This window comes from Deltaproteobacteria bacterium, from assembly GCA_028818775.1.
Classification (GTDB): Bacteria; Desulfobacterota; Binatia; order UBA9968; family JAJDTQ01; genus JAJDTQ01.
The window spans coordinates 74,959-99,412 of record JAPPNE010000052.1 but is presented as its reverse complement, the minus strand read 5'-3'; the positions used below and the strand labels follow the sequence as shown (position 1 = coordinate 99,412).

Genomic DNA, 24,454 nt, shown 5'->3' with positions numbered 1-24,454 from the left:
GCGCGATGCCGCACGGGACCGCTACAGGCTCACCTGCCGGAGCCGCTCCACGGCCTCCTTGAGCCGCTCGGCCGGGGAGCACAGGGTCATCCGGATGAAGCCCTCGCCGGGATCGCCGAAGCCGTTGCCGGGGGTGGTGACGATGCCGGCCTCGTCGAGGAGCCGGGCCGTGAAGTCCGTGGAGGTCCATCCGCCGGGCACGGGCAGCCAGACGTAGAAGGTCGCCCGCGGCGCCGGCAGCTCGAAGCCGGCGCGGTGGAGGCCGTCGACCACGGTATCGCGCCGTTCCTGGTACACCTCGCGGATGGGGCCCAAGAACTCCTCGGCGTGCTCCAGGGCGAGGATCGCGGCTTCCTGCACGGGCTGGAAGACGCCGGAGTCCACGTTGGACTTCACCTGCGCCAGGGTCCCCACCAGCTCCGCGCAACCCACCGCCATGCCGATGCGCCAGCCGGTCATGTTGAAGGTCTTGGACAGCGAATGGAACTCGATGGCGACTTCCTTGGCGCCGTCCACCTGCAGGATGCTCGGAGCCCAGTAATCGTCGAAGCCGAGCTCGGTGTACGCAGCGTCGTGGCACAGGAGGATCTTGTGCCGGTGGGCGAACTCCACCGCTTCCTTGAAGAAGCTCAGATCGCACACCGCCCCGGTGGGGTTGTTGGGGTAGTTGATCCACAGCATCTTCGCCCGCTCGAGCACGTCGGCGGGGATGCTCGACAGGTCGGGCAGGAAGCCGTTCTCGCGCGTCAAGGGCAGAAAATGGACGTCGCCGCCGTTGAACCGCGTGCCGATGGCATACACCGGATAGGCCGGCGTGGGCACCAGCACCACGTCGCCGGGGTCGACGTAGGCCACCGCCATGTTGGCCACGCCTTCCTTGGAGCCGATAAGCGACACCACCTCGGTGGCGGGGTCCAGGGTCACGCCGAACCGCCGCGTGTACCAGTCCGCCACCGCCTGGCGGAACTCCATCATGCCCGAACTGCTGGGATAGCGGTGGTTGGCGGGCTCGGTGGCGGTTTCCGTGAGCCTCTGGATGATCCTCCCGGGCGTGGGGATGTCGGGGTCTCCGATGCCCAGGTCGATCAGGTCGACCCCCTTGGCCTGGGCGGCGCGCTTCTTCCGGTCGATCTCGGCGAACAGGTACGGTGGCAACTCCTGGATGCGTCTGGCCTTGTTGAACATTACGGGCGACTCGCTTTCTCGGTTGACGGGCGGGCCTCGGGGCCCTCCCCGTGAACCCGTATCCGGGACCAACTTGAACCCGCCAGCTTACAACATTTCCCGCCCGCTAGTGAAACCCCGCGCCGCCACCCCGTTCGCGGCAACGGGTGGAAACAGTTATATCTTGACGTTCCACCTTCAATTTTCTGACGGAGAACCTAACCATGCCGTTTCACATCGTCGTAGACGGCTACAACGTCATCGGCAGCGAACAGGGTCTTCGCGGCGACCTGGAGCACAAGCGCAACGCGCTCGTCAATGAGGTCGCGGCGTACCAGGCGCGCACCGGCCACTCCCTGACCACCGTGTTCGACGGTTGGCGCAACGGCCGGGACGACGAGACGCGCCAGCAGGTGGGCGACGTGACGGTGGTGTTCTCCCGCTACGGCGAGAAGGCCGACGCCGTCATCGAGCGCCTGGCGCGGGAAATCGGCGACACCTGCATCGTGGTGACCTCCGACCGGGACCTGCGCCGCGGCGTGGAGAGCAGCGGCGCCGTGGCCGTCTACGTCGGCGAGTTCCTGGCGAAGATGAGGGTGCATCCGGACATGCCCGATCCCGAGGACGGCGCCGACGACTCGGAACCGCTTCCGCGGGGGCGGGACGGGCGCAAGAAAGGCAACCCTCGGCGGCTCTCCAAGGCCGAGAGGGTGCGCCGGGAACGCCTTGCCAAGTTGTGACGAGGGCGGCCCCTTTCCACCCCTGCGGCGCCCCCCACCCCCACCCCTGGATTCCCGCTTCCGCGGGAATGACGTCAAGAGGGGTCCGTGCTCAACGAGTGTTGGTACAGCCTGTTCGCTGGAATGACGAACTCTGTCTCAACTCGGCCGGATGCCGCGCAGCCGTTCGCCGCGGCGGCGCAACAGCTCGAGGGTCGTCAAGAGGAGTATCGAGACGCAGACGAGAAGCGTGGCTACCGCGAGGATGGTCGGGCGGATCTCTTCGCGGATGCCCGAGAACATCTTCCACGGGATGGTGCGCTGCTCCACGGAACCGACGAAAAGCACCACGACCACTTCGTCGAACGACGTGATGAAGGCGAACAGGGCGCCGGACACCACGCCGGGAAGAATCAGCGGCATCGTCACCTTGAAGAACGTCTGGACGGGATTGGCCCCGAGGGTGGCCGCGACCTGGGGCAGGGAATGATCGAAACCGGCCAGTGTGGCGGTCACCGTGATCAGCACGAACGGCGTGCCCAGCGCCGCGTGGGCGAGGATGACGCCCAGGTGCGTCGACGAGATTCCGATGAGCGCATAGAAGAAGTACATGCCCGTGGCCGAGATGATCAACGGCACGATCATCGGGGATATCAAGAGCGCCATGAAGGCCGTCTTGAACGGCATCTCGGACCGGCTCAGCCCGAGAGCCGCCAATGTTCCGAGAACTGTCGAGATCAGCGTCGCGAAGACGGCTATGACGAGGCTGTTCCACACCGCGTCCTGCCAGGAAGCCTCGGTGAAGAACTCGCGGTACCACTTGGTGCTGTAGCCGGCGGGATCCAGGGACAGCATTTCCGGGGTGAAGGTGAAGTAGGGCAGCTCGTTGAAGCTCAACGGGATGATCACGAAGATGGGGCCGATCAGAAACACGAAGATGACGGCACAGATCACGCGGTACGCGTAGTGCCATGCCCTCTCCAGCGGCGATGCGTATGTCGGCAGCGGCATGGAAAGGCTCAACCAAGCTTCATGTTGTCGACGCCCACGATCCGGTCGTAGATCAGGTAGAGTGCCAAGACCAGACCGAGCAACAGGGCCCCGAGCGCGGCGGCCAGGCCCCAGTTCAGCGTTTCACCGACGTGCAAGGCGATGAAATTGGAGATGAAGGTGCCGGTGCGGCCTCCCACCAGCGCCGGCGTGATGTAGTACCCGATGGAAAGTATGAACACCATGATGCAACCGGCCCCGACGCCCGCCACCGTATTGGGCATGTACACCCTTACAAACGCGGTGAAGGGTGTCGCGCCGAGCGAGCGGGCGGCGCGCATCAAGGACGGAGGAATCGTCTTCATCACGGAGTAGAGCGGCAGGATCATGAACGGCAGCAGGATGTGAACCATCGCCACGACCGTGCCGAACTTGTTGTGGATCATCTGCAGCCGGCCGTCTTCGGACAGGACCCCGGCAAACACCATGATGTCGTTCAGCACGCCCTCGGTCTGCAAGAGCGCGATCCAGGCCGTGGTGCGCACGAGCAGGGACGTCCAGAACGGCAACAGGACAAGGATCATCAGCAGATTGCTGACGCGGAGCGGCAACGTGGCCAGCAGGTAGGAGACGGGGTAGCCTAGCAGCAGGCACAGCACGGTGATCAGCCCGCTCATCCATAGAGTCCGGTAGAACAGCGTCAGGTAGATCCGGCGCGGCTCCGGCTGCCTGACGATGGCGCCGCGCTCACTCAGTTTCAGGTCGACGGCGGCGAGGAAGTAGGCGTTGGTCAACGCGCCCGACTCCCGATGGATCAGGCGCCAGGTGCTCGGGTCTCCCCAACGCTTGTCGATGGCGATCATCCGGTCCCGGTAGGGAGCCCCGGTGATGCGCGCCGCGCGCCTGCCCGATTTCCTGAACAGGCTCGACATGCCGGGCTTCTCGTAGTTCAGCCGGCGGCCGACACGGCCCAGTGTCCTGTCCTTGAAGGCCGTCTGAATGTCGCGCACCAGGGCTTCGAAGACGGCCTCGTCGGGCAACTTCGCTCGATCGGGATCCCAGTCCTGTATGGCCACGGTCGTGCGCGGCAACACGGACCCGACGATCCGGTTGTCGACGCTGCGAAACAGCATGTGGCCGATGGGGAACAGGAAGAAGACCAGCACAAAGGCCAACAGCGGCAGCACGAGCAGCAGCGCTCGCAGCCTGCTGCGTACCAATGCCCTCTGAAGGCTGATCTTCAGCGGCGTGCCGTCCGCGGTACGCATCACATCGTCGGTTGGCGTGGGCATGCGGATCGGCCGTGGGTTGGGTCAAGCGGGAGAAGCTTGCCGGGCGGGAGCACTCCTGGCCCCCGCCCGGCGAGACGATGCCTACTTGGCGAGCCAGGCGTTGAACTTGTCGTTGAGTTCGGCCTGATGGTCCGCCCACCAGACATAGTCGGAAATGAGGACGGTCTTGGAATTTTCGGGGCTCGTGGGCATGTGCGGCTTCATGTCGACGCCGAGCTTCGCGTGCTTGCCCACCAGACCGGCGGAAGAGTGGCGCGCGGGCCCGTAGGAAATGTACTTGGCCTGGTCGGCCAGCCTTTGCGTGTCCGTGGCGAAACGCACGTATTTCTTCACCGCGGCGATATTCCTGCCGCCTTTCGGCACCACCCATCCGTCCAGATCAAAAGCCTGCCAGTCCCACACGATGGCGATCGGCTGCTTCTTTTCAACGATGGCGGAGAACAGCCGGCCGTTGTACGCCGACGCGATCACGACCTCGCCGTCCGCCAGCAACTGCGGCGGCTGAGCCCCCTTTGTCCACCAGACGACCTGGTCCTTGATGGTATCCAGCTTGGCGAACGCGCGGGCCACGCCCTCGTCGGTGCTCAGCATCTTGTAAACGTCCTTGGCCGGAACGCCGTCGGCGACAAGGGCCCATTCCATGTTGTTGTTCGGCCTCTTCTCCAGCGCCCTCTTGCCGGGAAACGCCTTCAAGTCGAACACGTCGAGCAGGCTGGAGGGCTGCTTGCCCTTGAAGGCATCCGTGCGGTAGCCGAAGGTCGTCGAGTAGACGATTTGCGGAATGAAGCAGTTGGTTCCCCCAACCGTGAGGGTGCCGGCAAAGAAGTCCTTGGATGCCGGCGTGCCGTCGGGAGCCGCGGCCAGCCAGGTGTCGGGCTCGATGGGCTCCACCAGCCCTTCGTCACAAGCGACGATGGCATCGGCGGCGGTCATGTCGATGAGGTCCAACGTCACCTTGCCGGATTCGACTTCGGCCCTCAGCTTCGCCAACGCCCCGGACCCCAGATCGTGATTGACGATCTTCACGCCCGGGTTCGCCGCCATGTAAGGGTCGTGGTAGGCCTGCTGCTGGCTGGCCGTATACGCCCCACCCCACGACACGACGTTCAGACTCTGGGCGTGGGCGCTGCCGGCCGCCAGCACGAACGCTGCCGCGATTGCCAAGGAACTCAGTATTCGCTTCATCGATTTCCTCCAATGCTGTTGTCCCTGTCGTTGGTTGACGGGACGTCCCTTGTCTGCCGCTTCCCTTCCGCGGGACGAATCCCCGGGAACCCGGTCACGCGGGAGCGGCCTCCTTCCCGGACGCATCGAGCGCCCTGCAATCCTCGGGGGCCCAGGAGAGTTGAATCCACGTGCCTTTCGAAAGGGAGGCATGGTGAGGAGCGTTGGGCACCTTGACGATGAACTCTTCCTCTCCGGCCACGGTCAGCCGGGCGCGGATGTGGTCCCCCAGATAGATCAACTCCTCCACGCGACCGTTGACGACGTTCTCCTCGGCCTGTCCATTGGGTTCGATGGCGACCCGCTCAGGGCGCAGGGACAGGCAGGTTGACGCCCCTTTGCCGCTCACGTTGACCTTCAGGGCACGAACCGTCGCCCCATCCCGAAGCACCACCTCGCAATAGTCCCCGTCAACGGATGCCACCTTGCCCCGCAGGCGGTTGTTCTCGCCGATGAATTGCGCCACGAAAGCATTCTCCGGCTCTTCGTAGAGAACGCTGGGCGTGGCCAACTGCTGGATGACGCCGTCGTTGAAGACCGCGATACGGCTGGACATGGTCAGCGCCTCGGATTGATCGTGGGTCACGTAGATCACGGTGACGCCGAGATTCTCGTGGATGCGCTTGATCTCGTACTGCATTTCCTCGCGCAGGTTCTTGTCCAGTGCACCGAGAGGCTCATCCATCAAGACCAGCGCCGGCTCGAAAACGAGCGCCCGCGCCACCGCCACGCGCTGCTGCTGGCCGCCGGAGAGCTGCGCGGGCCGGCGGCTCTCGAAGCCGGACAAACGGACCATGTCGAGTATCCGCTCCACCTTGACGCGGATGTCCGGCTTGGGAACCTTGCGCACCTGCAAGGGGAACGCCAGGTTCTCGGCCACCGTCATGTGCGGGAACAACGCGTAGTTCTGGAACACCATGCCGATGCTGCGCCGGTGCGGCGCGACATGGTTGATGGGCTGATCGTTGAGATAGATTTCGCCGTAAGTCGCCGGCTCGAACCCGGCCAGCATCATCAGGCAGGTGGTCTTGCCCGACCCGGAAGGGCCCAACATGGTCAGGAACTCGCCCGCTTCTATGTCCAGATTGAGATCCTTGATGACCAAGGTCTCGCCGTCGTAACTCTTCTGAACGCGTTCGAACCTGACTATCCTGGGCTTGGTCTCAACCATACGAATACGGCGCCCCGGAGGAACGCACGGGCCGAACGGACCCGGCGCGGCGTGACCGGGGAGTCACACTTCGCCAACTCGGTCCGTTGCAATGAAGGAAAAACCATATACCAGGCTTGGCTGAACGACAACCCCGTACCGGACAGGACGACCAGCGACCGAAGGGTGTCCGGTCCCCGTGGTCGCCGCGGCGAGCACGACGCCGGGGCCCGCTTCAACGCCGGCGTATGATGTTGTGCTCCGGCCCGTAGGGAAACCCGGTGATGTCCTCGGAGCCGTCCTCCGTCACCACCAGGATGTCATGTTCCCGGTAGCCGCCGGCGCCGGGCCGGCCCTCGGGTATCATGATCATCGGCTCCATGGACACCACCATGTTGGGCTCCAGCACGGTCGTGACGTCCTCGCGAAGCTCGAGACCGGCCTCGCGGCCGTAGTAGTGGCTCAACACGCCGAAGCTGTGACCGTAGCCGAAGGTGCGGTTTTCGAGCAGACCGTAGCGCTCGTAGATCGTGTTGAGCTCGGCGGCGATGTCGCAGCAACGCACCCCGGGCTTGATGAGACCGATCCCGGCTTCGTGCACCTCGACGTTGATCTTCCACAATCGCAGGTGCGCGTCCGAGCACTCCTCGGCGAACAGCGTACGCTCGAGCGCCGTGTAGTAGCCGGCGGGCATGGGAAAGCAGTTCAGGCTCAGGATGTCGCCGCGCTCGATCTTCCGCGAGGTGACCGGGTTGTGGGCGCCGTCGGTGTTGATGCCCGACTGGAACCAGGTCCACGTATCCATCAGCTCCACGTGAGGCTGACTCCTGCCGATCTCGCGCACCATGGCCTGGGTCGCGTGCAGGGCCACCTCGTACTCCGGCACGCCGACCCCGACGGCTTCGACGCAGGCGCCGCCGCCGATATCCGCGATGCGCGCGCTCCCGCGGATCCAGGCGATCTCCTCGTCCGACTTGACCATGCGCATGCGCATGGCCGGCTTGCTCACGTCCACCAGCTCCGCCGTGGGCAACGCGCCCTGGAGCTTGCGCAGGTTTTCCGCGGTGACGTGGTCGAACTCGATGCCGACCCGGCAGCCGTCCTGAATCAGCCGTTTCACCGCTACGAAGTAGTTGTCCCGGTGCCAGTCCGTATAGACGAGGTTGTCGCCGAACGTGCGCCGCCAGGGTTGACCGGCGTCGATGTTGGCCGAGATCGTGGTCTGGCCCTCGTGCGTGACCACCAGGCCGTAGGGGCGCCCGAAGGAGCAGTAGAGGAAGTCGCTGAAGTAGTGGATGTTGTGGTGCGAGGTGAAGAGGCAGACGTCGATCTGCCTCTCGGCCATGTGGGTGCGCAGGGCCGCCAGCCGGCGATTCATCTCGCTGGCCGAGAAAGTCGGCTGGACCTTCTCCCCGTTGGGGATCGTCTTGAGTTGCTCCATGCTCGTCACCCCCCAACGCCGCGCCGGACTCCGGCTAGATTCGTCCGGCGATCTCCGGCGAATCCGCGGCGTAGCGGTAGGCGCGGAAGACGTAGTTGCCTCCCTTGTAGCTCGGATGCTCTTCGGAGAAATACGGCGAGACGTACTCCCACACGATTTCGCCGGCCGGTGTGACCTCGAAGAACCGCCCCCAGACACCCTCGCAGATCAACGTGTTGCCCGAAGCGAGCCGCTGCGCGCCGCTGATGAACCAACTGAAGAAAGTCCCCGGCGGCGAGCCCTGATACTGCCAGACGATCTCCCTGGTGGCGGGATCCAGCTCGATGACGCGCGACCCCGCGCCCGGCCCGCCGTAGAGCACGTCCGCGCCGTTGGCGAAGAACAGCAGGTTGCCGTTGTCCAGCATGTGCACGTTGTGCTGCTGGCCGTAGGACCAGTCACAGTGTTCCCACTTGAACGCCTTTGTCTCCCGGTCGATGACCGCCATCAGGTGGTTGTACCGGAAGTTCACCAGCAGGTCGCCGTTGTCCAGCGGCCACACGGAGTTGGCATGGCAGAACTCGACGCGCGCGCAGATGGGATTGATGGGATGGCGGTACATCTCCTCGGATGAGGCGGCCTCCCATTCCCATACCGGATTGCCGTCGCGGTCGATCTCGCGCAGCACGTCGCCGTAGATGCCGTCGGCGTGCTCGGACCCCTCGCGTCCACCCTTCACACGCCGCGCCTGCTCGTCGGACATCAGCTTCCACGACGCGTAGACGGTGTTGCCGTTGGCGCGGCGCCGCTGGTCGTGGTGGTGGAACGGGTCCACGTGCTCCCAGACGATGTTTCCGTCCCAGTCGAGTTCCAGAATGTGTCCGGCCTTGCCGCGCAAGCCGCTCGGGCCGTCGGTGGTCTGAACCGCGGCCAGCAGGTTCCCGTTGGGCAACAGGTGGGCGTACAGTCCGGCAAAGCCCGGCAGGCGCCATTCATGGACGACCCGGCCGTGCAAGTCGATCAGGTGTGTGGCCTTCCGTCCGAGGGGGCTGAAGATCGTGTAGCCCGGCGTTGCGCGGGCCTCGTCGAAGATCGTGAGTCCGGTGACAAGGTGCCGCATACCCGCTCCGGAAACAGGAGTTGGAGGTTCAGTTTTCCGAGAACGTCAGGCCGTCGGCATCGTGGTCGAGCTCCCGGGCCATGAAGTCCACCACCAGGGGAAAGGAAAGCTTGGCGGCATGGGGATGGTACCCTTCAGTGCCGGGGTCCACGAAGCCGTGGCCGCCGAAGGGGAAGAAATGCCACTCCAGCGGCTGCCCGTTGGCGAGGAAGCTCTCCCACACCCGCTGCTGGATGGGCACGGTGGAGATGCGGTCGTCGACGCCGTAGAGGATGATGGACGGACACTTGAACTTGCGCGCGTTGTCGCAGGGATGCACCGGCCTGATCTCCGTGGCGGGTTCGTCGCGGATCGTGGGGTAGTAGCCGACGAAGGCCCGCACCTCGGGGGTCTCGGCGACGAAGTGGATGGCGATGCGCCCGCCCATGCAGTACCCGGACACGGCCACGCGGCCAGCGTCCACGTCGCTCCGCGAGGTGAGATAGTCCCAGCCCTGCCGGATGACCCGCACGAATTCCCCGTCCTTGGTGCGCGCCTGGATCTGCCGGCCCGTGTGGATGTGGGTCACGTCGGGATAGCCCAGCATCGAGTACAGGTCCGGGATCACCACGGTGTAGCCCAGGTGGGCGAACTTCAGCGCCTCGATCTTGATGTAGTCGGTGACGCCGGTGTTCTGGTGCGTCATGAGCAGCGCCGGCCCCGGCGTGTCCCGCTCCGGCGCGGCCAGATAACCGTAGATGCCGTCTCTTTCAGGCGTAAGGACGCGTTCGTGTACTTTCATGGCATGACGTGAGTGACGTGAGAGTGTGTGGTGTAGCCCGTGAGCGGCGTGGATGCGGGGGGTGGATTTGAACCACCGACCTCAAGGTTATGAGCCTTGCGAGCTACCGGGCTGCTCCACCCCGCAGGATGGTTGTAGCCCGTTGGTATGGCGGTGTCAACCGGAGCCGGGGCGGGAGCCTGGATCAGGGCCGGTTACGGCCGGGGGAACTTCTCCAGGAGTTGATCGAGCACCACCTCGGGGACGAACGCGGCCACGTCCCCGCCCAGCCCGGCGACCTCCTTGACCAGCCGGGAGCTGATGTAGAAGGACGACTCGCTGGTCATCATGAAGAAGGTCTCGATGTTCGGCTTCAGCCGGCGGTTCATGGTGGCCATCTGGAACTCGTACTCGAAGTCGGAGACGGCGCGCAGCCCCCGGATGACCACCTTGGCGGAGACCGCCTCGGCGTAGTCCACGAGCAGGCCCTGGAAGCTGTCCACGCGCACGCGCTCCTCGGACTCGAAGACCTTGCGCACGGTGGCCATGCGTTCCTCCACCGTGAACAGGGTGCGCCCCTTGTCCTGGTTGTACGCGATGGCGATGATCACCTGGTCGAAGATCCGGAGTGTCCGGCGCACCAGGTCGATGTGTCCGTTGGTGATGGGGTCGAAGGACCCGGGGTAGACCGCTATGCTGGTTTCAGCCATGTGAAGAACCTAACCTTGGTTGTCGATCCCGAAGAAGGACAGCACCGTATCGCCGTATTGCCGGCGGTCCCGGCACGCCAGTGGACCGTATTGCTCTTCCACCCGCTCCCGCGGACTGTGCTCGGCCACGGCGACGCCCTCCGCCTGGAGGGTCCCGGCCCTTGCGACCGCGGCCAGAGTCTTTCCCACCCAACCGCCGTCATAGGGAGGGTCGAGAAAGATCGCGTCGTACGCCGCACCCTCGTCCGCCAGCCGGCTCAACGCCCGCCCCACCGGGTGCTTCCAGATCCGCGCCCGGTCCGCGAAACCCAGCGCATCCACGTTGCGGCGGATCAGCTTCGCCGCCGCCTCCGATTCGTCCACCAGCAGCGCGGACTCGGCGCCCCGGCTGAGGGCCTCCAGGGACAGGCTGCCGCTGCCGGCGAAGAGATCCAGCACCCGCTTCCCGGCGAGATCCCGCGGCAGGATGTTGAACAGCGCCTCCCGCACCCGGTCGGCGGTGGGGCGGATGGCGCTTCCCTTGGGCGCCGCTATTCTTCTGCCGCGCGCGCTGCCGCCGATGATGCGCACAGGCCACTACCCCGGCAACAGGATGATCTTGCCGAACTGCTTTCCGGTCTCCAGCCGGGTCTGTGCCGCGGCCGCTTCGGCCAGGGGGAAGCTCCGGTCGATGACCGGCTCGACCTTCGCGGCTTCGACGAAGCGCAGCACCTGCTCGAACTCTTCGCGGCTCCCCAGGGTCGACCCGAAGATGCTCAGGTGGTTCCAGAAGATCCGGCGGATGTCCGTGGGCGGGGTGGCGCCGGTGGTGGCGCCGCAGGTCACGAGCCGTCCTCCCTTGACGAGGGAGGCGAGACTCTTGGCCCAGCTATCGCCGCCCACGCAGTCCACCACCACGTCCACGCCCCGTTTGCCGGTGACGTCGCGGATCTCGCGGGTGAAGTCGCGCTGGGTGTAGTTCAAGCCGTAGTCCGCCCCCAGGCTCTGGGCGCGCGCGAGCTTCTCGTCGCTGCTCGAGGTCACCGCCACCCAGGCGTTCATGGCCTTGGCGATCTGCAGCGCGGCAATGGCCACGCCGCCGCCGATGCCCAGGATCAGCACCTTTTCTCCAGGCGCGAGGCGCGCGTTGGTCACGAGCATGCGCCACACCGTCACGAACACCAACGGAAACGCCGCGGCGTCCTCGAACCCGTAGCCCTCGGGGATGGGGAAGCAGTTGTCGCCGGGAATCGTCACGTATTCGGCGTACGATCCCTTCATGCCCTCGCCGAGAACGCGCAAGCGCACGCACATGAAGTCCCGGTCCGTGTGACAGAAGTCGCAGGCGCCGCACCCCACCGGGGGATAGAGACACACCGCGTCGCCCTTCCTGGCGTGGGTGACCTCGCTCCCCACCTCCTCCACCACGCCCGCGCCGTCGGCGCCGAGGATGTGCGGGAACTCCACCTTCATCCCGGTCAACCCCTTGCGGTTCCACAGGTCGATGTGGTTCAGGGACGCGGCCCGCAGGCGCACGATCACGTCCCGCGGCGAGCGCAAGACCGGATCCGGCGCGTCCTCGTAGCACAGCTTGTCGGCGCCGCCGTGCTCGTAGATCTGTACCGCTTTCAAGGTGATGACCTCGGAAGACGAATGCCCGGGCCCGAAGAGGTGCGCCGGGCCTTCACGCCGAAAAGGAAGTGCCGCACCCGCAGGTGCCGGTGGCGTTGGGGTTGGTGAAGCGGAAGCTGGCGCCCTGAAGCTCGCTCACGTAGTCGATGACCGTTCCTTCGAGTTGCTGCAGGATGGGCTTCTCCACGAAGACCTGCAGGCCGTCCAGTTCGAGCACCATGTCGTCGGGCTTGGGGCCGTCGTCGAAGTCCAGCTTGTAGGAATAGCCGGAGCAGCCTCCGGGGGTGACGGACACCCGCAGTCCCCGGCCGTCCAGATGTTCCCGCTCGCGAATCTTCTTGACGTGCGCGACTGCGGCGTCGGTCAAACGAAGAGCCTGTCCTTGACTGTCCACAAGTCCGAATCTAAACAACGCCTCCGGCCAAGTCAAGATTCGCGCGCGCCTATCGCCCGGGCGGTCTCCGCGAAGGCTCGGCAGTCACGCCCCCGTCAGCCGGATTCCCGCCCACGCAAGCCCGCAACGACCTTCGCGGGAAGACCCCCGAAGCCGCCGTTGGACATTACCAGCACGACGTCGCCCGCGGTTGCATCGCGGACCATCGCGGCCGCGATGTCGTCGACGCCCGGCAGGTAGGAGGCCGCTTCGTCCCCGTGGCGGCGGTTGATGCCGTCCACGAGTTCCGCGGGCGAGAGCCGCTGGTCTTCCGGGATCTTCTCCGGATGGTAGAGGTCGGGCAGGAGGACGCGGTCGGCCCGGGCCAGCGCCTCCGCGAACTCTTCCAGGAAAACGCGGCGCCGGCTGGTCTGGCTGCGGGGTTCGAACACCGCCCAGAGCCGGCGTCCCGGCCATGCCTCCCGCACCGCGGCGATGGTGTCGGCCACCGCGGTGGGATGGTGCGCGAAGTCGTCGATGACCAGGACCCCGGCCGCCTCGCCGGCGATCTCCTGCCGCCGCCGCACCCCCTGGAAGGACGCCAAGGCGGAGCGGATGCCGGACGCGCTCAAGCCGATCTCGCGCGCCGTGGCGTAGACCGCCAGCGCGTTCTTGGCGTTGTGGCGCCCGATGAGGGGCAGCTCCACCGGACCTTCGGCATCGCCCTTGTAGCACGGCGTGAACACCGTGCGGCCCCGTTCCGTCCGGACGTCGCGCGCCTGCCAGTCCGCGGCTCCGCTCAGCCCATAGGAGAGAACCGGGCAGGCCGCGTCGCGCACGAGTTCCCGGGCATGGACGGCGTCGTCGCACACGAGCAGGCTGCCGCCCGCGGGGATGATCGCCACCAGGCGGCGGAAGGCTTCCTTCACGTGATCGAGGTCCCGGTAGATGTCCGCGTGGTCGAACTCGAGGCTCGTGAGGATCACCCGTTCCGGCTGGTAGTGAAGGAACTTGGGCCCCTTGTCGAAGAAGGCGCTGTCGTACTCGTCGCCCTCCATCACCACCCAGGACCCGTCGCCGGAGCGGAAGCCGCTGGCGAAGTTCACCGGGATTCCGCCGATGAAGAAGCTCGGGTCCAACCCGGCGGCCACCAGCACCCAGGACATCAACGAAGTGGTGGTGGTCTTGCCGTGGGTGCCGGCCACCACCACCGAACGCTTGCCGTCGACGAGGAACCGGCCCAGGGCCTGGGGCAGGGACACGTAGGGGATGCCCTGGCGCAGGACCGCCTCCGCCTCGGGATTGCCCCGGGACACCGCGTTGCCGATGACCACCAGGTCGGGACGCCGGGCGACATGGGCCTCGCTGAAACCGGGCAGGATGTCGATGCCGATGCCTGCCAGGAACGTGCTCATGGGCGGGTAGACGTTCTCGTCCGAGCCGGTGACGCGGTAGCCCCGCTCGTGCAGCAGGCCGGCCAGGGAACCGGTACCGACGCCGCAGACGGCGACGAAATGAACGTGCGCTCCGGGGCTCAGGCGGGGAATCATGAAAACAGCGCGTCCATGGCCGCGTCGTGCACGCGCGGACGGAACTCCCGGATGACGTCGTTGTCGCGCGACGGGTGCACGCGGTTGGTGAGGAGGACGACGTGCACGTCCCGCTCCAGGTCCCACCAGATGGAGGTGCCGGTGAAACCGAGGTGGCCGACGGTCTTGGGAGAAAAGTGGCGGCCGCTGGATGAACCCTCGGGTGAAGGCGTATCCCAGCCAAGCACGTGGGTCTGACCGGTGATGGGTCGCTCCGCCTCAAGGAACTTGCGCACGATGGCGCTAGGCAGGAAGTCCGGCTCGGCGTCGTCACGGCAGTGTCCGAGAAAGCGCAGGAAACGGTGGATATCCGGCGCCGACGAGAACAGTCCGGCGTGGCCGGCCACCCCGCCCATGGCAAAGGCGTTGTCGTCGTGGACCTCGCCGCAGAGGATCTTCCCGCGCCAGGGGCAGTCTTCGGTGGCGGCCAGGGTATGGACGAGAGCAGCCCGCGGCCCGCATGAAGACGGGCTCAGGTCCACGAAGAACGTCGACGAGAGCCCAAGGGCCGTAAAGATTTCTTCGTGGCAGAACCGGTCCAGCCGTCTCCCGGTGAGCCTCTCGACGGCCTCTCCCAGGAGGATGAACCCAAGGTCGCTGTAACAGACCTGCTCCCCCGGGGCGGCCGCCAGCGGCTCCGCATGGACTCGCGCAAAAATGCGGCCGCGACCCTCTCCGTCATTCCCGCGAAAGCGGGAATCCAGGGGTGGCGAGGCGGGGAAACGCCACTGCAATGCCCCACCACCGCCCATGGATTCCCGCTTTCGCGGGAATGACGATCCGTAGGGTCCCTGCCTCACGAGTTTTGACACGGCCTGTTTCGCAGGAATGACGGAGAGTGGGATGGAGGTCTCGTAGTACGGTTTCCACGCCGGCAGGCCCGAGGTGTGGTTCAGGAGTTGGCGGAACGTTACCGCGGACTTGGGGCCTTCGCTGAATTCGGGAACGACGGCGCTCACCGGGTCGTCGAGACCCACCCTTCCGTCCCGCGCCAGCAGCATCATGGCGGTGGTGGCGGCGATGGGTTTCGTGAGGGAGGCTACGTCGAACACGGTGTCGGGCAGCATCGGGAGGCGAGTGGGGACCAGCGCCCGGCTGCCGTAGGCGCGGTGAAAGAGGACTTCCCGGCTGTTGCCTACCAGGATGACCATGCCGGGCGCAACACCCTCCGACACGCCGCGCCGGCCGGTCTGGTCCAGTGCGCGCCAGACCCGCGCGCCGTCCTCGGGCTGGACGTGGCGCGCCGCCGGCATCAACACGCCGCCTGGGTCGCCGGCTCCACCAGCATCAGCACGCCGTTGCGGCCGTCCAGCTCGGCGTCGAGCCCGATGGGAAGCAGGGTGTTCGGGGTGGCGTGGCCGCAGGGCAGACCCGTCACCACCGGGTAGGGGGCTCCGGCGAAGACTTCGGTGAGAACTTCGGTGACGTCCCGGTCGGCGCCGGTCTCGCAGTCGTTGAAAGCGCCGGTCACCACGCCCGCGACACCGTCGAGCTTCCCGGCCATGCGCAGGTGAGTCAGCATGCGTTCGATACGGTAGGGGCGCTCGCCCACGTCCTCCAGGAAAACGATCTTTCCCGCGGTATCGATCTCGTAAGGCGTCCCCAGGGTGGTCACCAGCACCGAGAGGCACCCGCCGGCCAACGGTCCCCGCGCCGGACCGTTGCCGCCGCGGAGCACGCCGGTGCCCTTGATCTGCCAGATCCGCCGCTTCCCGGTGAGCGCGTCCCAGAACCCGCTGGTGACTCCGCCTTCGAGCTCCCCGGCGAACTCGACGGCAACCATGGGCCCGTGGAAGGCGACGATCCCGCAGCTCTGCGACATCCAGTTGAGCAGGGCCGTAACGTCGCTGAATCCGACGAATATCTTCGGATGGGTGCGAATGAGCCCGGCGTCGAGAGCCGGAAGAAGCTGGATCGAACCGAACCCTCCGCGGGCGCAGAAGATGGCCGCGATGTCGTCCCGCAGGAAGAAGCGTTCCAGCGTTTCCGCGCGCTGCCGCTCGCTCCCGGCCAGGTAGCCCTTGCGCGCGAGGATTCCCTCGGCGAGGAGCACGCGGAATCCGCGCGCCTCCAACGCGCGGACGCCCTTGGCAAGGAGGTCCCCGTACACGGCTCCGGCCGGGGCGATGACCCCGATGGTGTCACCGGGCCTGAGGGGCGGCGGTTTGAGGAGTTTCATGGCGTCTTTACAGGATGTTGCACGCCATTCTGTCAAGTTTCCGTGGGTACGGCAAACAGCGGAAAGGCGCCGCCGGAACCGCGGCGACGTCCGTTTTCCGACAAAAGTTATCCACACCCCTTGACAGTGCCGGGACCGTGCTTAGATTTACCGCCGCACCTCGTGGTGCGCGTCTATCAGTGTATCGGGTGTATCGAAAATCTCGCAGGCGATACTTGAAAAAGGAGGAGCGAACATGAGCATCAGGCCCTTACAGGACCGGGTCATCGTCAAGCGGATCGAGGAAGAGGAAAAGACCGCGGGCGGCATCATCATCCCCGACACGGCGAAGGAAAAGCCCCAGGAGGGCCAGGTCGTCGCGGTGGGCAAGGGCAAGGCCGACGACGGCGGCAAGGTGACTCCGCTGGACGTGAAGGTGAACGACCGGGTGCTGTTCGGCAAGTACGCCGGCACCGAGATCACCCTGGACGGCGAAGAGCACATCATCATGCGCGAGGACGACATCCTCGGCATCGTCCAGAAGTAACCCGCACGCACTTAACCACGCACACTTTGTCAAGGAGGATTCAATGGCAGCGAAAATCGTCAAGTTCGATCAGGATGCAAGGGAGTCCATCGTCCGCGGTGTCAATATTCTGGCAGACGCGGTGACCGTGACTCTCGGACCCAAGGGCCGCAACGTCGTCATCGACAAGTCCTTCGGCGCTCCCAACGTGACCAAGGACGGCGTCACCGTGGCGAAGGAAGTGGAGCTGGAGGACAAGTTCGAGAACATGGGCGCCCAGATGGTCAAGGAAGTCGCCAGCAAGACGTCCGACGTGGCCGGCGACGGCACCACCACGGCCACCGTGCTGGCGCGCCAGATCTTCGCCGAGGGGCTGAAGATGGTGGTGGCCGGACACGATCCCATGTCGTTGAAGCGGGGCATCGAGCGGGCCGTGGAGGCAGTCACCGAATCTCTCAAGAAGATGTCCAAGGACACCAAGGACCCCAAGGAGATCGCCCAGGTCGGCACCATCGCGGCCAACAACGACGAGACCATCGGCGAAGTCATCGCCGAGGCCATGAACAAGGTGGGCAAGGAAGGCGTCATCACGGTGGAGGAGGCCAAGGGGCTGGAGACCTCCCTGGAGGTGGTCGAGGGCATGCAGTTCGACCGCGGCTACCTGTCCCCCTACTTCGTCACCGATCCGGAGCGCATGGAGTGCATCCTGGACGACTGTTACCTGCTCATCCACGAGAAGAAGCTCTCCAACATGAAGGACCTGCTGCCGGTGCTGGAGCAGATCGCCAAGACCGGCAAGCCTTTCGTGATCCTGGCGGAAGACGTCGAGGGCGAGGCGCTGGCCACCCTGGTGGTCAACAAGATCCGCGGCACCCTGCACTGCGTGGCGGTGAAGGCGCCGGGCTTCGGCGACCGCAGGAAGGCCATGCTCGAGGACATCGCCGTCCTGACCGGCGGCAAGCTCATCGCCGAGGAGCTGGGTATCAAGCTGGAGAACGTCTCGCTGCAGGATCTCGGCCAGGCCAAGCGCGTGGTGGTGGACAAGGAAAACTCCACCATCGTCGACGGCGCCGGCTCCAAGGCCGACATCGAGGGCCGCATCAAGCAGATCCGCGCGCAGATCGAGGAGACCACGTCGGACTACGACCGTGAGAAGCTCCAGGAGCGCCTGGCCAAGCTGGTGGGGGGCGTCGCCGTCATCAACGTCGGCGCGGCCACCGAGATCGAGATGAAGGAGAAGAAGGCCCGGGTGGAGGACGCCCTGCACGCGACGCGGGCGGCGGTGGAGGAAGGCATCGTGCCGGGCGGCGGCGTGGCGCTGCTGCGCTCCGTTCCCGCGCTCGAGAAGCTCAAGGTGGAGGACGAAGAGCAGGTGGGCGTGAACATCGTCAAGCGCTGCCTCGAAGAGCCACTGCGCCGGATCGCCACCAACGCCGGCATCGACGGCTCCATCGCCCTGCAGCAGGTCAGGAACAGCAAGGGCAACGTCGGCCTCAACGCGGCCACGGAGACCTACGAGGACCTGTTGGCGGCGGGCATCATCGATCCCACCAAGGTGGTGCGGACGGCGCTGCAGAACGCCTCGTCCATCGCCAGCCTGCTGCTCACCACCGAAGCCATGGTGGCCGAGAAGCCCGAGGACAAGCCCGCCATGCCCCCGATGCCTCCGGGCGGCGGCATGGGTGGAATGGGCGGCATGGGTGGAATGGGCGGCATGATGTAACCCTGCCGTTGCGGCAATTCAAGGGCCTGGAGTCTCCGTAGAGAGGCTCCAGGCCCTTTTCTGTGCACGTGCTGACAAAGCGTGGAGACCCTTGTGCACCGGAACCACCTTGAAACGCGTATACCGTTGGCTTATAATTAATCCCTAAAGGGGATCGAATTATGTCGGCAGCACCTGATATCACCATTCGCGAAGCGGCTGAACTGGCCGGCGTCACGAGAACAACCGTGGAAAAGGCTGTGGAGGCGGACATTATCCAAACCTTCAACGGTCCCGCACGCTTGCGCGGAGGTGCGACACGCTATCTGCCATTGTCCGCGGTAGCGTACTTTGCAGCGTTAAAGCAAGCAAACCTCGTGGATCTCCCGATACGTCACAAAAAGGCGCTTTGGGCCAAGCTCGCCCGCCTCGAGCCCCTGGCTCTCACGGCAATCGAGTTTTCGCCCGGGACCTTCGTGCACTTGGACGAACTGGCGGGCGGACCTTTCCAGACGGCGTTGCGCTACAAGGAATCGCGTGACGCTCACATCGTGTCCGATCCGGACATCCTCGGCGGCACCCCCGTGATACGGGGGACGCGGATGACCGTCTACTCGGTGCTGGGACGTTTGCAGGACGGTGACAGCATCGACGATCTCATGGCGGACAACCCCGATATCCCTCGCGAAGCTTTTGAAGCGGCGGCCATCTTTGCTCGGGCACATCCCCTGCGAGGCCGACCGAGCGGACGTCCATGGCGCAACGTGCCGTGACGAAAGCCGTCACGTTCCATGCGCCTGTTCATTGACGAATGCCTGTCGCCACGGCTTGCCCGCATCTTGAATCAGAGCGGCAAACACGTCGCTCAGCACCCCTTGGACTTCGGTGGCCGTGGAGTGCCCGACCACCGTGTGTTGGAACGATGCATCGCTCAAGAACTGGTAATCGTTACGGCTAATGCACGCGATTTTCGCACACTAATCCAAACCGAAGACATCCACCCAGGACTCATTGTCTTGCCTTGTGTCGGCCGACAACGCTCCGTCGCCCTTCTTCATGCGGCAATCGAGTATCTCGAAGACATGGGGAACCCCATGGACGCCATGGTCAACCATGTCCTTGAATTCGATAACGCGGGAGCCTTTCGCCATTACCCCTTGTCAAGGAGGCACCCATGATTCACGACCGGTGAATCTGGTGCGCGGCTATTCCCGGCCCCGTAATCTCGTGCACCACCTCAGGTGCTGGAAGATTTGACCTGCACCACGAAACTGGCATATTGAAGCGATCAAGGTAACCATGTTCGAGAACCTCACCGACAAGCTGGAGCAGACTTTCAAGCGGCTGCGGGGGCACGGGCGGATCACCGAGGCCAACGTGGCGGAGTCGTTGCGCGAGGTGCGTACGGCGCTGCTGGAGGCGGACGTCAACTTCCAGGTGGTGAAGAGCTTCACGGACTCGGTGCGGTCCCAGGCCATGGGGCAGGACGTGCTCCAGAGCCTGACGCCGGACCAGCAGCTCATCAAGATCGTCCGCGAGGAACTGATCAAGATTCTCGGCGGCGAGGCCGCGGGCGTGGACCTCAAGGGGCGGCAGCCGGTGGTGCTGATGCTGGTGGGGCTCCAGGGGTCGGGCAAGACCACCACCGCGGTGAAGCTGGCGCTGCACCTGAAAAAGCAGCAGAAGCGCACGCCCTACCTGGTGTCGGCGGACGTGTACCGGCCGGGAGCGCGGGAGCAACTGCGCACGCTGTGCGACGACAACGGGCTGCCGGTGTACGACTCGGGCGACAGCGACGCGCCCCTGGAAATCTGTCGGGCCGCCGTCGACAAGGCGAACCAGCGGCTGTGCGACGTGTTGATCGTGGACACCGCCGGGCGGCTGCAGATCGACGAGGAGATGATGCAGGAGCTCGTGGCCATGCGCGCCGCGTTGGAGCCGCGCAACATCATCCTGACCGTCGACGCCATGATCGGGCAGGACGCGGTCAACCAGGCTCAGGGCTTCAACGACGCCCTCGACCTCACCGGAACGATCCTGACCAAGATGGACGGCGACGCCCGCGGCGGCGCCGCGCTCTCGGTGCGCTCGGTGGTGGGCAAGCCGGTGCTCTATGTCGGTGTGGGGGAGAAGGCGGACGCGCTGGAGCCCTTTTTCCCGGACCGCATGGCGTCGCGCATCCTCGGCATGGGCGACGTCCTTTCGCTGATCGAGAAGGCGGAGCAGGCCGTCGACAGGAAGGCCGCGCCCAAGCTCGAACAGCGCATGCGCAAGGGCGAGTTCACCCTGGAGGACTTCCAGACCCAGATGCAGGCCATCAAGAAGATGGGCTCCATCGGCGGCCTGCTGGACATGGTGCCAGGGGGCCGCAAGCTGACCCAGCAGGTGGACATGGGCCAGGCGGAGAAGGAACTCAAGCGGGTGGAGGCCATCATCAATTCCATGACGCTCAAGGAGCGGCGCAACCCCGCGCTGCTGAACGGCAGCCGCCGGCGGCGCATCGCCGACGGAAGCGGCACCACCGTGACGGACGTCAACCGGCTGATGAAGCAGTACATGGAGATGAGGAAGATGATGCAGCGGATGAAGAAGTCCGGCGGCAAGCGCCGCGGGCTCTTGAACCGGTTGTCAACGCCGTTCTAATGAACTAAAAAGGTTGGTTTGCAGAAAGGACCGTGAGGAAGAAAACCGTATGAGCGTAAAGATCAGACTCAGCCGGCACGGCGCGAAGAAGCGGCCTTACTACCGCATCGTGGTGGCGGACGCGCGCGACCCGCGCGACGGAAGATTCATCGAGCAGGTGGGCACCTACGACCCGCGGACTCCGGCGGCCACCCTGAAACTGGACCAGGCCAAGGTCGGTGACTGGATCAGGAAGGGAGCGCAGCCGACCCAGACGGTGCGAAACCTCATAAAGCGGGCGGCCAAGGAAACAGGCGCGGTCGCGGAGACTGCCGAGGCCGCAGCCGGGCGCGCGGAGGCGGCGGAAAGCGCGGCGGTCGCCGAAATCCCGGCGGTGACGGAAGACGTGGCCGTGACGGCGGAGGACGTGGCGGCGGATAGCTCGACCGAAACGGAGAGTCCGGCCGCGACGGAGAGCGTAGCCCCGGCGGAGAGCACGGCTGAAGCGGCAGAGGTGACCCCGGCGGACAGCCCGACCGTAGCCGAGACCGTGGCCCCCGCGGACAGCGCGACCCAGGCGGAAGACGTCGCTCCGGCGGAGAACCCCACCGAAACGGAGACTCCGGCCGAAGCGGAAACCCCGCCCGAAGCGGAAACCGCGGAGGCGCCGAAGGAATAGGCCCGTCCCGGACAACGCTTGCCCACGGCCCCGCCAACGTCCACGCTCCAGGAGACAGGCTTCTTGAAGGAACTGGTACAGTATCTGGCGGAGTCCATCGTGAACCGCCCCGAGGCCGTGGAAGTCACGGAGACGCAGGAAGACGATGCCTCCGTGCTGGAGCTCAAGGTCGCGAAGGAAGACTTGGGGCGAGTCATAGGCAAACAGGGCCGCACCGCCAAGTCCCTCCGAACGATACTGAACGCCGCGGCCGCGCGGACGCACCGGAAGGTCGTTCTCGAGATCGTCGACGAGCAGTAGCCGTCCCCTTCCCTTTGTCCATTCAGCAGATCGCCCTGGGCGACATCGTGGCCACGCACGGCGTGGCCGGCTGGGTGCGCCTGCGGCTGTTCAACCCCGAGGGCCGTACGCTCTATTCGAGCGCACGGGCGGAGTTGACGCGCGGGGAGGGCCGGCTCACCGTTGACGTGGAGCAGGCCAAGCCCCACCGGGGGTTCGCGCTCGTGAAGCTCCGGGGCATCGACGACATGGACGCGGCCCGAGAACTGGTGGGGTACCGGCTGTCGGTGCCCGGCGAACGGCTCGCTCCGCTCGGCTCGTCCGAGTATTACTACGCGGAAGTGGTGGGTTTCGAGGTGCGGGACGCCGGCGGCGAACGCGTCGGCACGGTATCCCGGATATGGGCGAAGCAGGGCGGCGACCTGCTGGTGGTGGCCGGCGCCGAGCGGGAACATCTCGTTCCCGCGGTGCGGGAGGTGATCAGGCAAATCGACGTCGTCGAAAGAACCATCACCATCGACCCGCCCGACGGGCTCCTGGACCTCTGACCGTCCACGCATGAAGCGGGCGGGCGAGGAAACATTCCCATGCATTTCTCCGTCATCACGCTCTTCCCGGGCATCTTCGAGTCGCCTCTGGCGCACAGCATCCTGAAGCGGGCTCGGGAAAAGAACCTCGTGTCCATCGACCTGGTGGACCTGCGCCAATACGCACGAGACCGCCACCGGGTCACCGACGACTACCCCTACGGCGGCGGCCAAGGCATGGTGCTCAAGCCAGAGCCAGTCATCGAGGCCATCGAGGACTGCCGCAGCCGGCTGAAGAAGCCCCGGGTGGTGCTGCTTTCCCCGCGCGGACGCGTCTTCGACCAGGCCGCCGCCGCGCGACTCCTGGAAGACCGGGAGGTGATCCTGGTTTGCGGCCGCTACGAGGGGTTTGACGAGAGAGTGAGGGCCTACACCGACGACATGGTGTCCATCGGCGACTACACCTTGAGCGGCGGCGAGATCCCCGCCCTGGCCGTCATCGACGCGGTCACGCGGCTGGTTCCGGGCGTGCTGGGGAACGAGGAGTCCGCGCGCGACGACTCCTTTGTCGAGGGGCTTCTGGAGTATCCGCAGTACACCCGCCCCGCGGAGTACCGGGGCATGAAGGTGCCGGAGGTGCTGCTCTCGGGGGACCACGAGATGATCCGGCGCTGGCGCCGTCGCATGAGCGTGGAAACCACCGCGCGGACGCGGCCGGACCTGCTGGCGAAGGCCCCGGCGGCGGCCGGGATACCCCTGGCGGACGTCTACGTGGCGCTGCTGCACCACCCCGTGTCCGACCGCCGCGGCGACACGGTGACCTCGTCCATCACCAACCTGGACATCCACGACATCGCCCGCACCTGCCGCACCTACGGTGTGAAGGCCTTCTACGTCGTGAACCCGGTGAAGACGCTCCAGTTGCTGGCCGCCAGGATCATCGACCACTGGGAGCGCGGCTACGGCGGCGCCTACAACAGCACGCGCAGGGAAGCGCTCTCCCTGGCGCGAGTGTGCGACACCCTGGACGACGCGGTGGCGCAAGTGCGGGCGGAATGCGGCACCGCCCCCCGGCTGGTGGCGACCTCGGCGCGGCCCGTCGCCGGCAGGGAACGCACAACTTTTGGAAAAATGCGGGAAATGCTAATAATGGACGATGTCCCTTGCATGATCCTGCTGGGAACGGGCTGGGGGCTGGCGGATGCCGTCTTTGCCCGTTCGGACCTGATCCTCGAGCCCGTCGCGGGCCGGGACGACTACAATCATCTTTCCGTACGAGCCGCCTCCGCCATCATGCTGGATCGTATACTGGGACGGTTGAAGGGAGTGTTCAATGAACGTCATTGACCAGATCGAACAGGAGCACACGCGGGAGATGCCGGCGCTCAAGCCCGGGCAACGCGTGCGCGTGCACGTGCGCATCATCGAGGGCGAAAAAGAGCGCATCCAGGTCTTCGAGGGCGTCGTCATCGCCATCTCCGGGAGCGGCAACCGCGAAACCTTTGTCGTGCGCAAGACCTCCTACGGGGTCGGCGTCGAACGCATCTTCCCGCTCCACTCGCCGCGCATCGAGAAGGTCGAGGTGGTCACCCAGGGCCGGGTGCGCCGCGCCAAGCTGTACTACCTGAGGAACCTCTCGGGCAAACGAGCCCGCCTGGAGGAAGACCGCCGCCCGCGGGCGTCGCGCTGACCGTCCACGGGCACACCGCCCGTTGACGTACGAACTCGCCGCCGGGATCAGGCCGCCGACTTCGCGCCCGCTTCCACCAACGCACCCCTCCCGCCGCCCGCGCGGCACGGACCGTAAGAGTGGATCTTTTCGACACCGTGAGTCCCCGC

At 65.7% G+C, this 24,454-nt stretch carries 26 protein-coding genes and 1 tRNA gene; 11 read left to right on the top strand and 16 right to left on the bottom strand.

Going from position 1 to position 24,454, the window contains the following annotated elements; translation table 11 throughout:
- Window positions 1–21: 21 nt before the first annotated feature.
- Window positions 22–1,185: an LL-diaminopimelate aminotransferase gene (locus tag OXU42_06340; protein ID MDE0028999.1), complete on the bottom strand. Its 1,164-nt coding sequence runs from the start codon at window positions 1,183–1,185 to the stop codon at window positions 22–24.
- A gap of 203 nt (window positions 1,186–1,388) precedes the next feature.
- Here OXU42_06340 and OXU42_06335 point away from each other — a divergent pair, with 203 nt between their 5' ends.
- Window positions 1,389–1,904 (top strand): NYN domain-containing protein, encoded by a 516-nt coding sequence (locus OXU42_06335; protein MDE0028998.1) that lies wholly within the window; start codon window positions 1,389–1,391, stop codon window positions 1,902–1,904.
- Between the two features lie 138 nt (window positions 1,905–2,042).
- On the opposite strand, the gene OXU42_06330 is transcribed toward OXU42_06335, so the two are convergent.
- From OXU42_06330 to OXU42_06260, 15 genes are all read right to left on the bottom strand, one after another.
- Window positions 2,043–2,894: an ABC transporter permease gene (locus tag OXU42_06330; GenBank protein ID MDE0028997.1), complete on the bottom strand. Its 852-nt coding sequence runs from the start codon at window positions 2,892–2,894 to the stop codon at window positions 2,043–2,045.
- A gap of 8 nt (window positions 2,895–2,902) precedes the next feature.
- The gene (locus OXU42_06325; protein MDE0028996.1) at window positions 2,903–4,165 is read right to left on the bottom strand and encodes an ABC transporter permease; all 1,263 of its coding nucleotides are present in this window, start codon (window positions 4,163–4,165) and stop codon (window positions 2,903–2,905) included.
- Window positions 4,166–4,246: 81 nt separating this feature from the next.
- On the bottom strand, window positions 4,247–5,350 hold the full coding sequence (locus OXU42_06320) for an ABC transporter substrate-binding protein (protein MDE0028995.1): 1,104 nt from the start codon (window positions 5,348–5,350) through the stop codon (window positions 4,247–4,249).
- A gap of 94 nt (window positions 5,351–5,444) precedes the next feature.
- Window positions 5,445–6,560 carry an ABC transporter ATP-binding protein gene (locus OXU42_06315; protein MDE0028994.1) on the bottom strand — a complete coding sequence of 372 codons (1,116 nt, stop codon included), beginning with the start codon at window positions 6,558–6,560 and terminating at the stop codon, window positions 5,445–5,447.
- 214 nt (window positions 6,561–6,774) lie between these two features.
- Entirely contained in the window at window positions 6,775–7,980 is a 1,206-nt protein-coding gene (locus tag OXU42_06310) for a M24 family metallopeptidase (protein MDE0028993.1), read from the bottom strand.
- Between the two features lie 34 nt (window positions 7,981–8,014).
- Window positions 8,015–9,079, bottom strand: a complete 1,065-nt coding sequence (locus OXU42_06305) for an aryl-sulfate sulfotransferase (protein ID MDE0028992.1) — start codon at window positions 9,077–9,079, stop codon at window positions 8,015–8,017.
- 28 nt (window positions 9,080–9,107) lie between these two features.
- Complete coding sequence (locus tag OXU42_06300) at window positions 9,108–9,860, bottom strand: dienelactone hydrolase family protein (protein ID MDE0028991.1); 753 nt, start codon at window positions 9,858–9,860, stop codon at window positions 9,108–9,110.
- Window positions 9,861–9,909: 49 nt separating this feature from the next.
- Window positions 9,910–9,986: transfer RNA gene (locus OXU42_06295), tRNA-Met, on the bottom strand.
- Between the two features lie 68 nt (window positions 9,987–10,054).
- Window positions 10,055–10,549: a pantetheine-phosphate adenylyltransferase gene (coaD, locus tag OXU42_06290; GenBank protein MDE0028990.1), complete on the bottom strand. Its 495-nt coding sequence runs from the start codon at window positions 10,547–10,549 to the stop codon at window positions 10,055–10,057.
- Between the two features lie 9 nt (window positions 10,550–10,558).
- A complete protein-coding gene (rsmD, locus tag OXU42_06285) occupies window positions 10,559–11,119 on the bottom strand; it encodes a 16S rRNA (guanine(966)-N(2))-methyltransferase RsmD (protein ID MDE0028989.1) in 561 nt (186 codons plus the stop codon).
- 6 nt (window positions 11,120–11,125) lie between these two features.
- Window positions 11,126–12,160 (bottom strand): zinc-binding dehydrogenase, encoded by a 1,035-nt coding sequence (locus tag OXU42_06280; protein ID MDE0028988.1) that lies wholly within the window; start codon window positions 12,158–12,160, stop codon window positions 11,126–11,128.
- 52 nt (window positions 12,161–12,212) lie between these two features.
- Window positions 12,213–12,527, bottom strand: coding sequence for an iron-sulfur cluster assembly accessory protein (locus OXU42_06275; protein MDE0028987.1), 315 nt, complete (start codon window positions 12,525–12,527; stop codon window positions 12,213–12,215).
- A 122-nt stretch (window positions 12,528–12,649) separates the two neighbouring features.
- On the bottom strand, window positions 12,650–14,083 hold the full coding sequence (gene mpl, locus OXU42_06270) for a UDP-N-acetylmuramate:L-alanyl-gamma-D-glutamyl-meso-diaminopimelate ligase (protein ID MDE0028986.1): 1,434 nt from the start codon (window positions 14,081–14,083) through the stop codon (window positions 12,650–12,652).
- Complete coding sequence (locus OXU42_06265) at window positions 14,080–15,375, bottom strand: serine hydrolase (GenBank protein ID MDE0028985.1); 1,296 nt, start codon at window positions 15,373–15,375, stop codon at window positions 14,080–14,082. Before OXU42_06265 ends, mpl begins: the two co-directional genes overlap by 4 nt.
- Window positions 15,375–16,301, bottom strand: a complete 927-nt coding sequence (locus OXU42_06260; protein ID MDE0028984.1) for an LD-carboxypeptidase — start codon at window positions 16,299–16,301, stop codon at window positions 15,375–15,377. Before OXU42_06260 ends, OXU42_06265 begins: the two co-directional genes overlap by 1 nt.
- A gap of 235 nt (window positions 16,302–16,536) precedes the next feature.
- On the opposite strand from OXU42_06260, the gene groES reads away from it, so the two are divergent.
- The 10 genes from groES to rplS all read left to right on the top strand — a co-directional run bounded on the left by groES (window position 16,537) and on the right by rplS (window position 24,305).
- A complete protein-coding gene (gene groES / locus OXU42_06255) occupies window positions 16,537–16,827 on the top strand; it encodes a co-chaperone GroES (protein ID MDE0028983.1) in 291 nt (96 codons plus the stop codon).
- Between the two features lie 43 nt (window positions 16,828–16,870).
- The gene (gene groL / locus OXU42_06250) at window positions 16,871–18,529 is read left to right on the top strand and encodes a chaperonin GroEL (GenBank protein MDE0028982.1); all 1,659 of its coding nucleotides are present in this window, start codon (window positions 16,871–16,873) and stop codon (window positions 18,527–18,529) included.
- A 161-nt stretch (window positions 18,530–18,690) separates the two neighbouring features.
- Window positions 18,691–19,281: a DUF433 domain-containing protein gene (locus OXU42_06245; protein MDE0028981.1), complete on the top strand. Its 591-nt coding sequence runs from the start codon at window positions 18,691–18,693 to the stop codon at window positions 19,279–19,281.
- Window positions 19,282–19,299: 18 nt separating this feature from the next.
- Window positions 19,300–19,686 (top strand): DUF5615 family PIN-like protein, encoded by a 387-nt coding sequence (locus OXU42_06240; protein ID MDE0028980.1) that lies wholly within the window; start codon window positions 19,300–19,302, stop codon window positions 19,684–19,686.
- Window positions 19,687–19,807: 121 nt separating this feature from the next.
- Entirely contained in the window at window positions 19,808–21,151 is a 1,344-nt protein-coding gene (gene ffh, locus OXU42_06235) for a signal recognition particle protein (protein MDE0028979.1), read from the top strand.
- Between the two features lie 49 nt (window positions 21,152–21,200).
- Window positions 21,201–21,809: a 30S ribosomal protein S16 gene (gene rpsP / locus OXU42_06230; protein ID MDE0028978.1), complete on the top strand. Its 609-nt coding sequence runs from the start codon at window positions 21,201–21,203 to the stop codon at window positions 21,807–21,809.
- Between the two features lie 63 nt (window positions 21,810–21,872).
- Window positions 21,873–22,109 carry a KH domain-containing protein gene (locus OXU42_06225; protein ID MDE0028977.1) on the top strand — a complete coding sequence of 79 codons (237 nt, stop codon included), beginning with the start codon at window positions 21,873–21,875 and terminating at the stop codon, window positions 22,107–22,109.
- Window positions 22,110–22,123: 14 nt separating this feature from the next.
- Entirely contained in the window at window positions 22,124–22,636 is a 513-nt protein-coding gene (gene rimM, locus OXU42_06220; protein ID MDE0028976.1) for a ribosome maturation factor RimM, read from the top strand.
- A 39-nt stretch (window positions 22,637–22,675) separates the two neighbouring features.
- Window positions 22,676–23,962 carry a tRNA (guanosine(37)-N1)-methyltransferase TrmD gene (gene trmD / locus OXU42_06215; protein ID MDE0028975.1) on the top strand — a complete coding sequence of 429 codons (1,287 nt, stop codon included), beginning with the start codon at window positions 22,676–22,678 and terminating at the stop codon, window positions 23,960–23,962.
- A complete protein-coding gene (gene rplS / locus OXU42_06210) occupies window positions 23,949–24,305 on the top strand; it encodes a 50S ribosomal protein L19 (protein ID MDE0028974.1) in 357 nt (118 codons plus the stop codon). Before trmD ends, rplS begins: the two co-directional genes overlap by 14 nt.
- Window positions 24,306–24,454 lie beyond the last annotated feature (149 nt).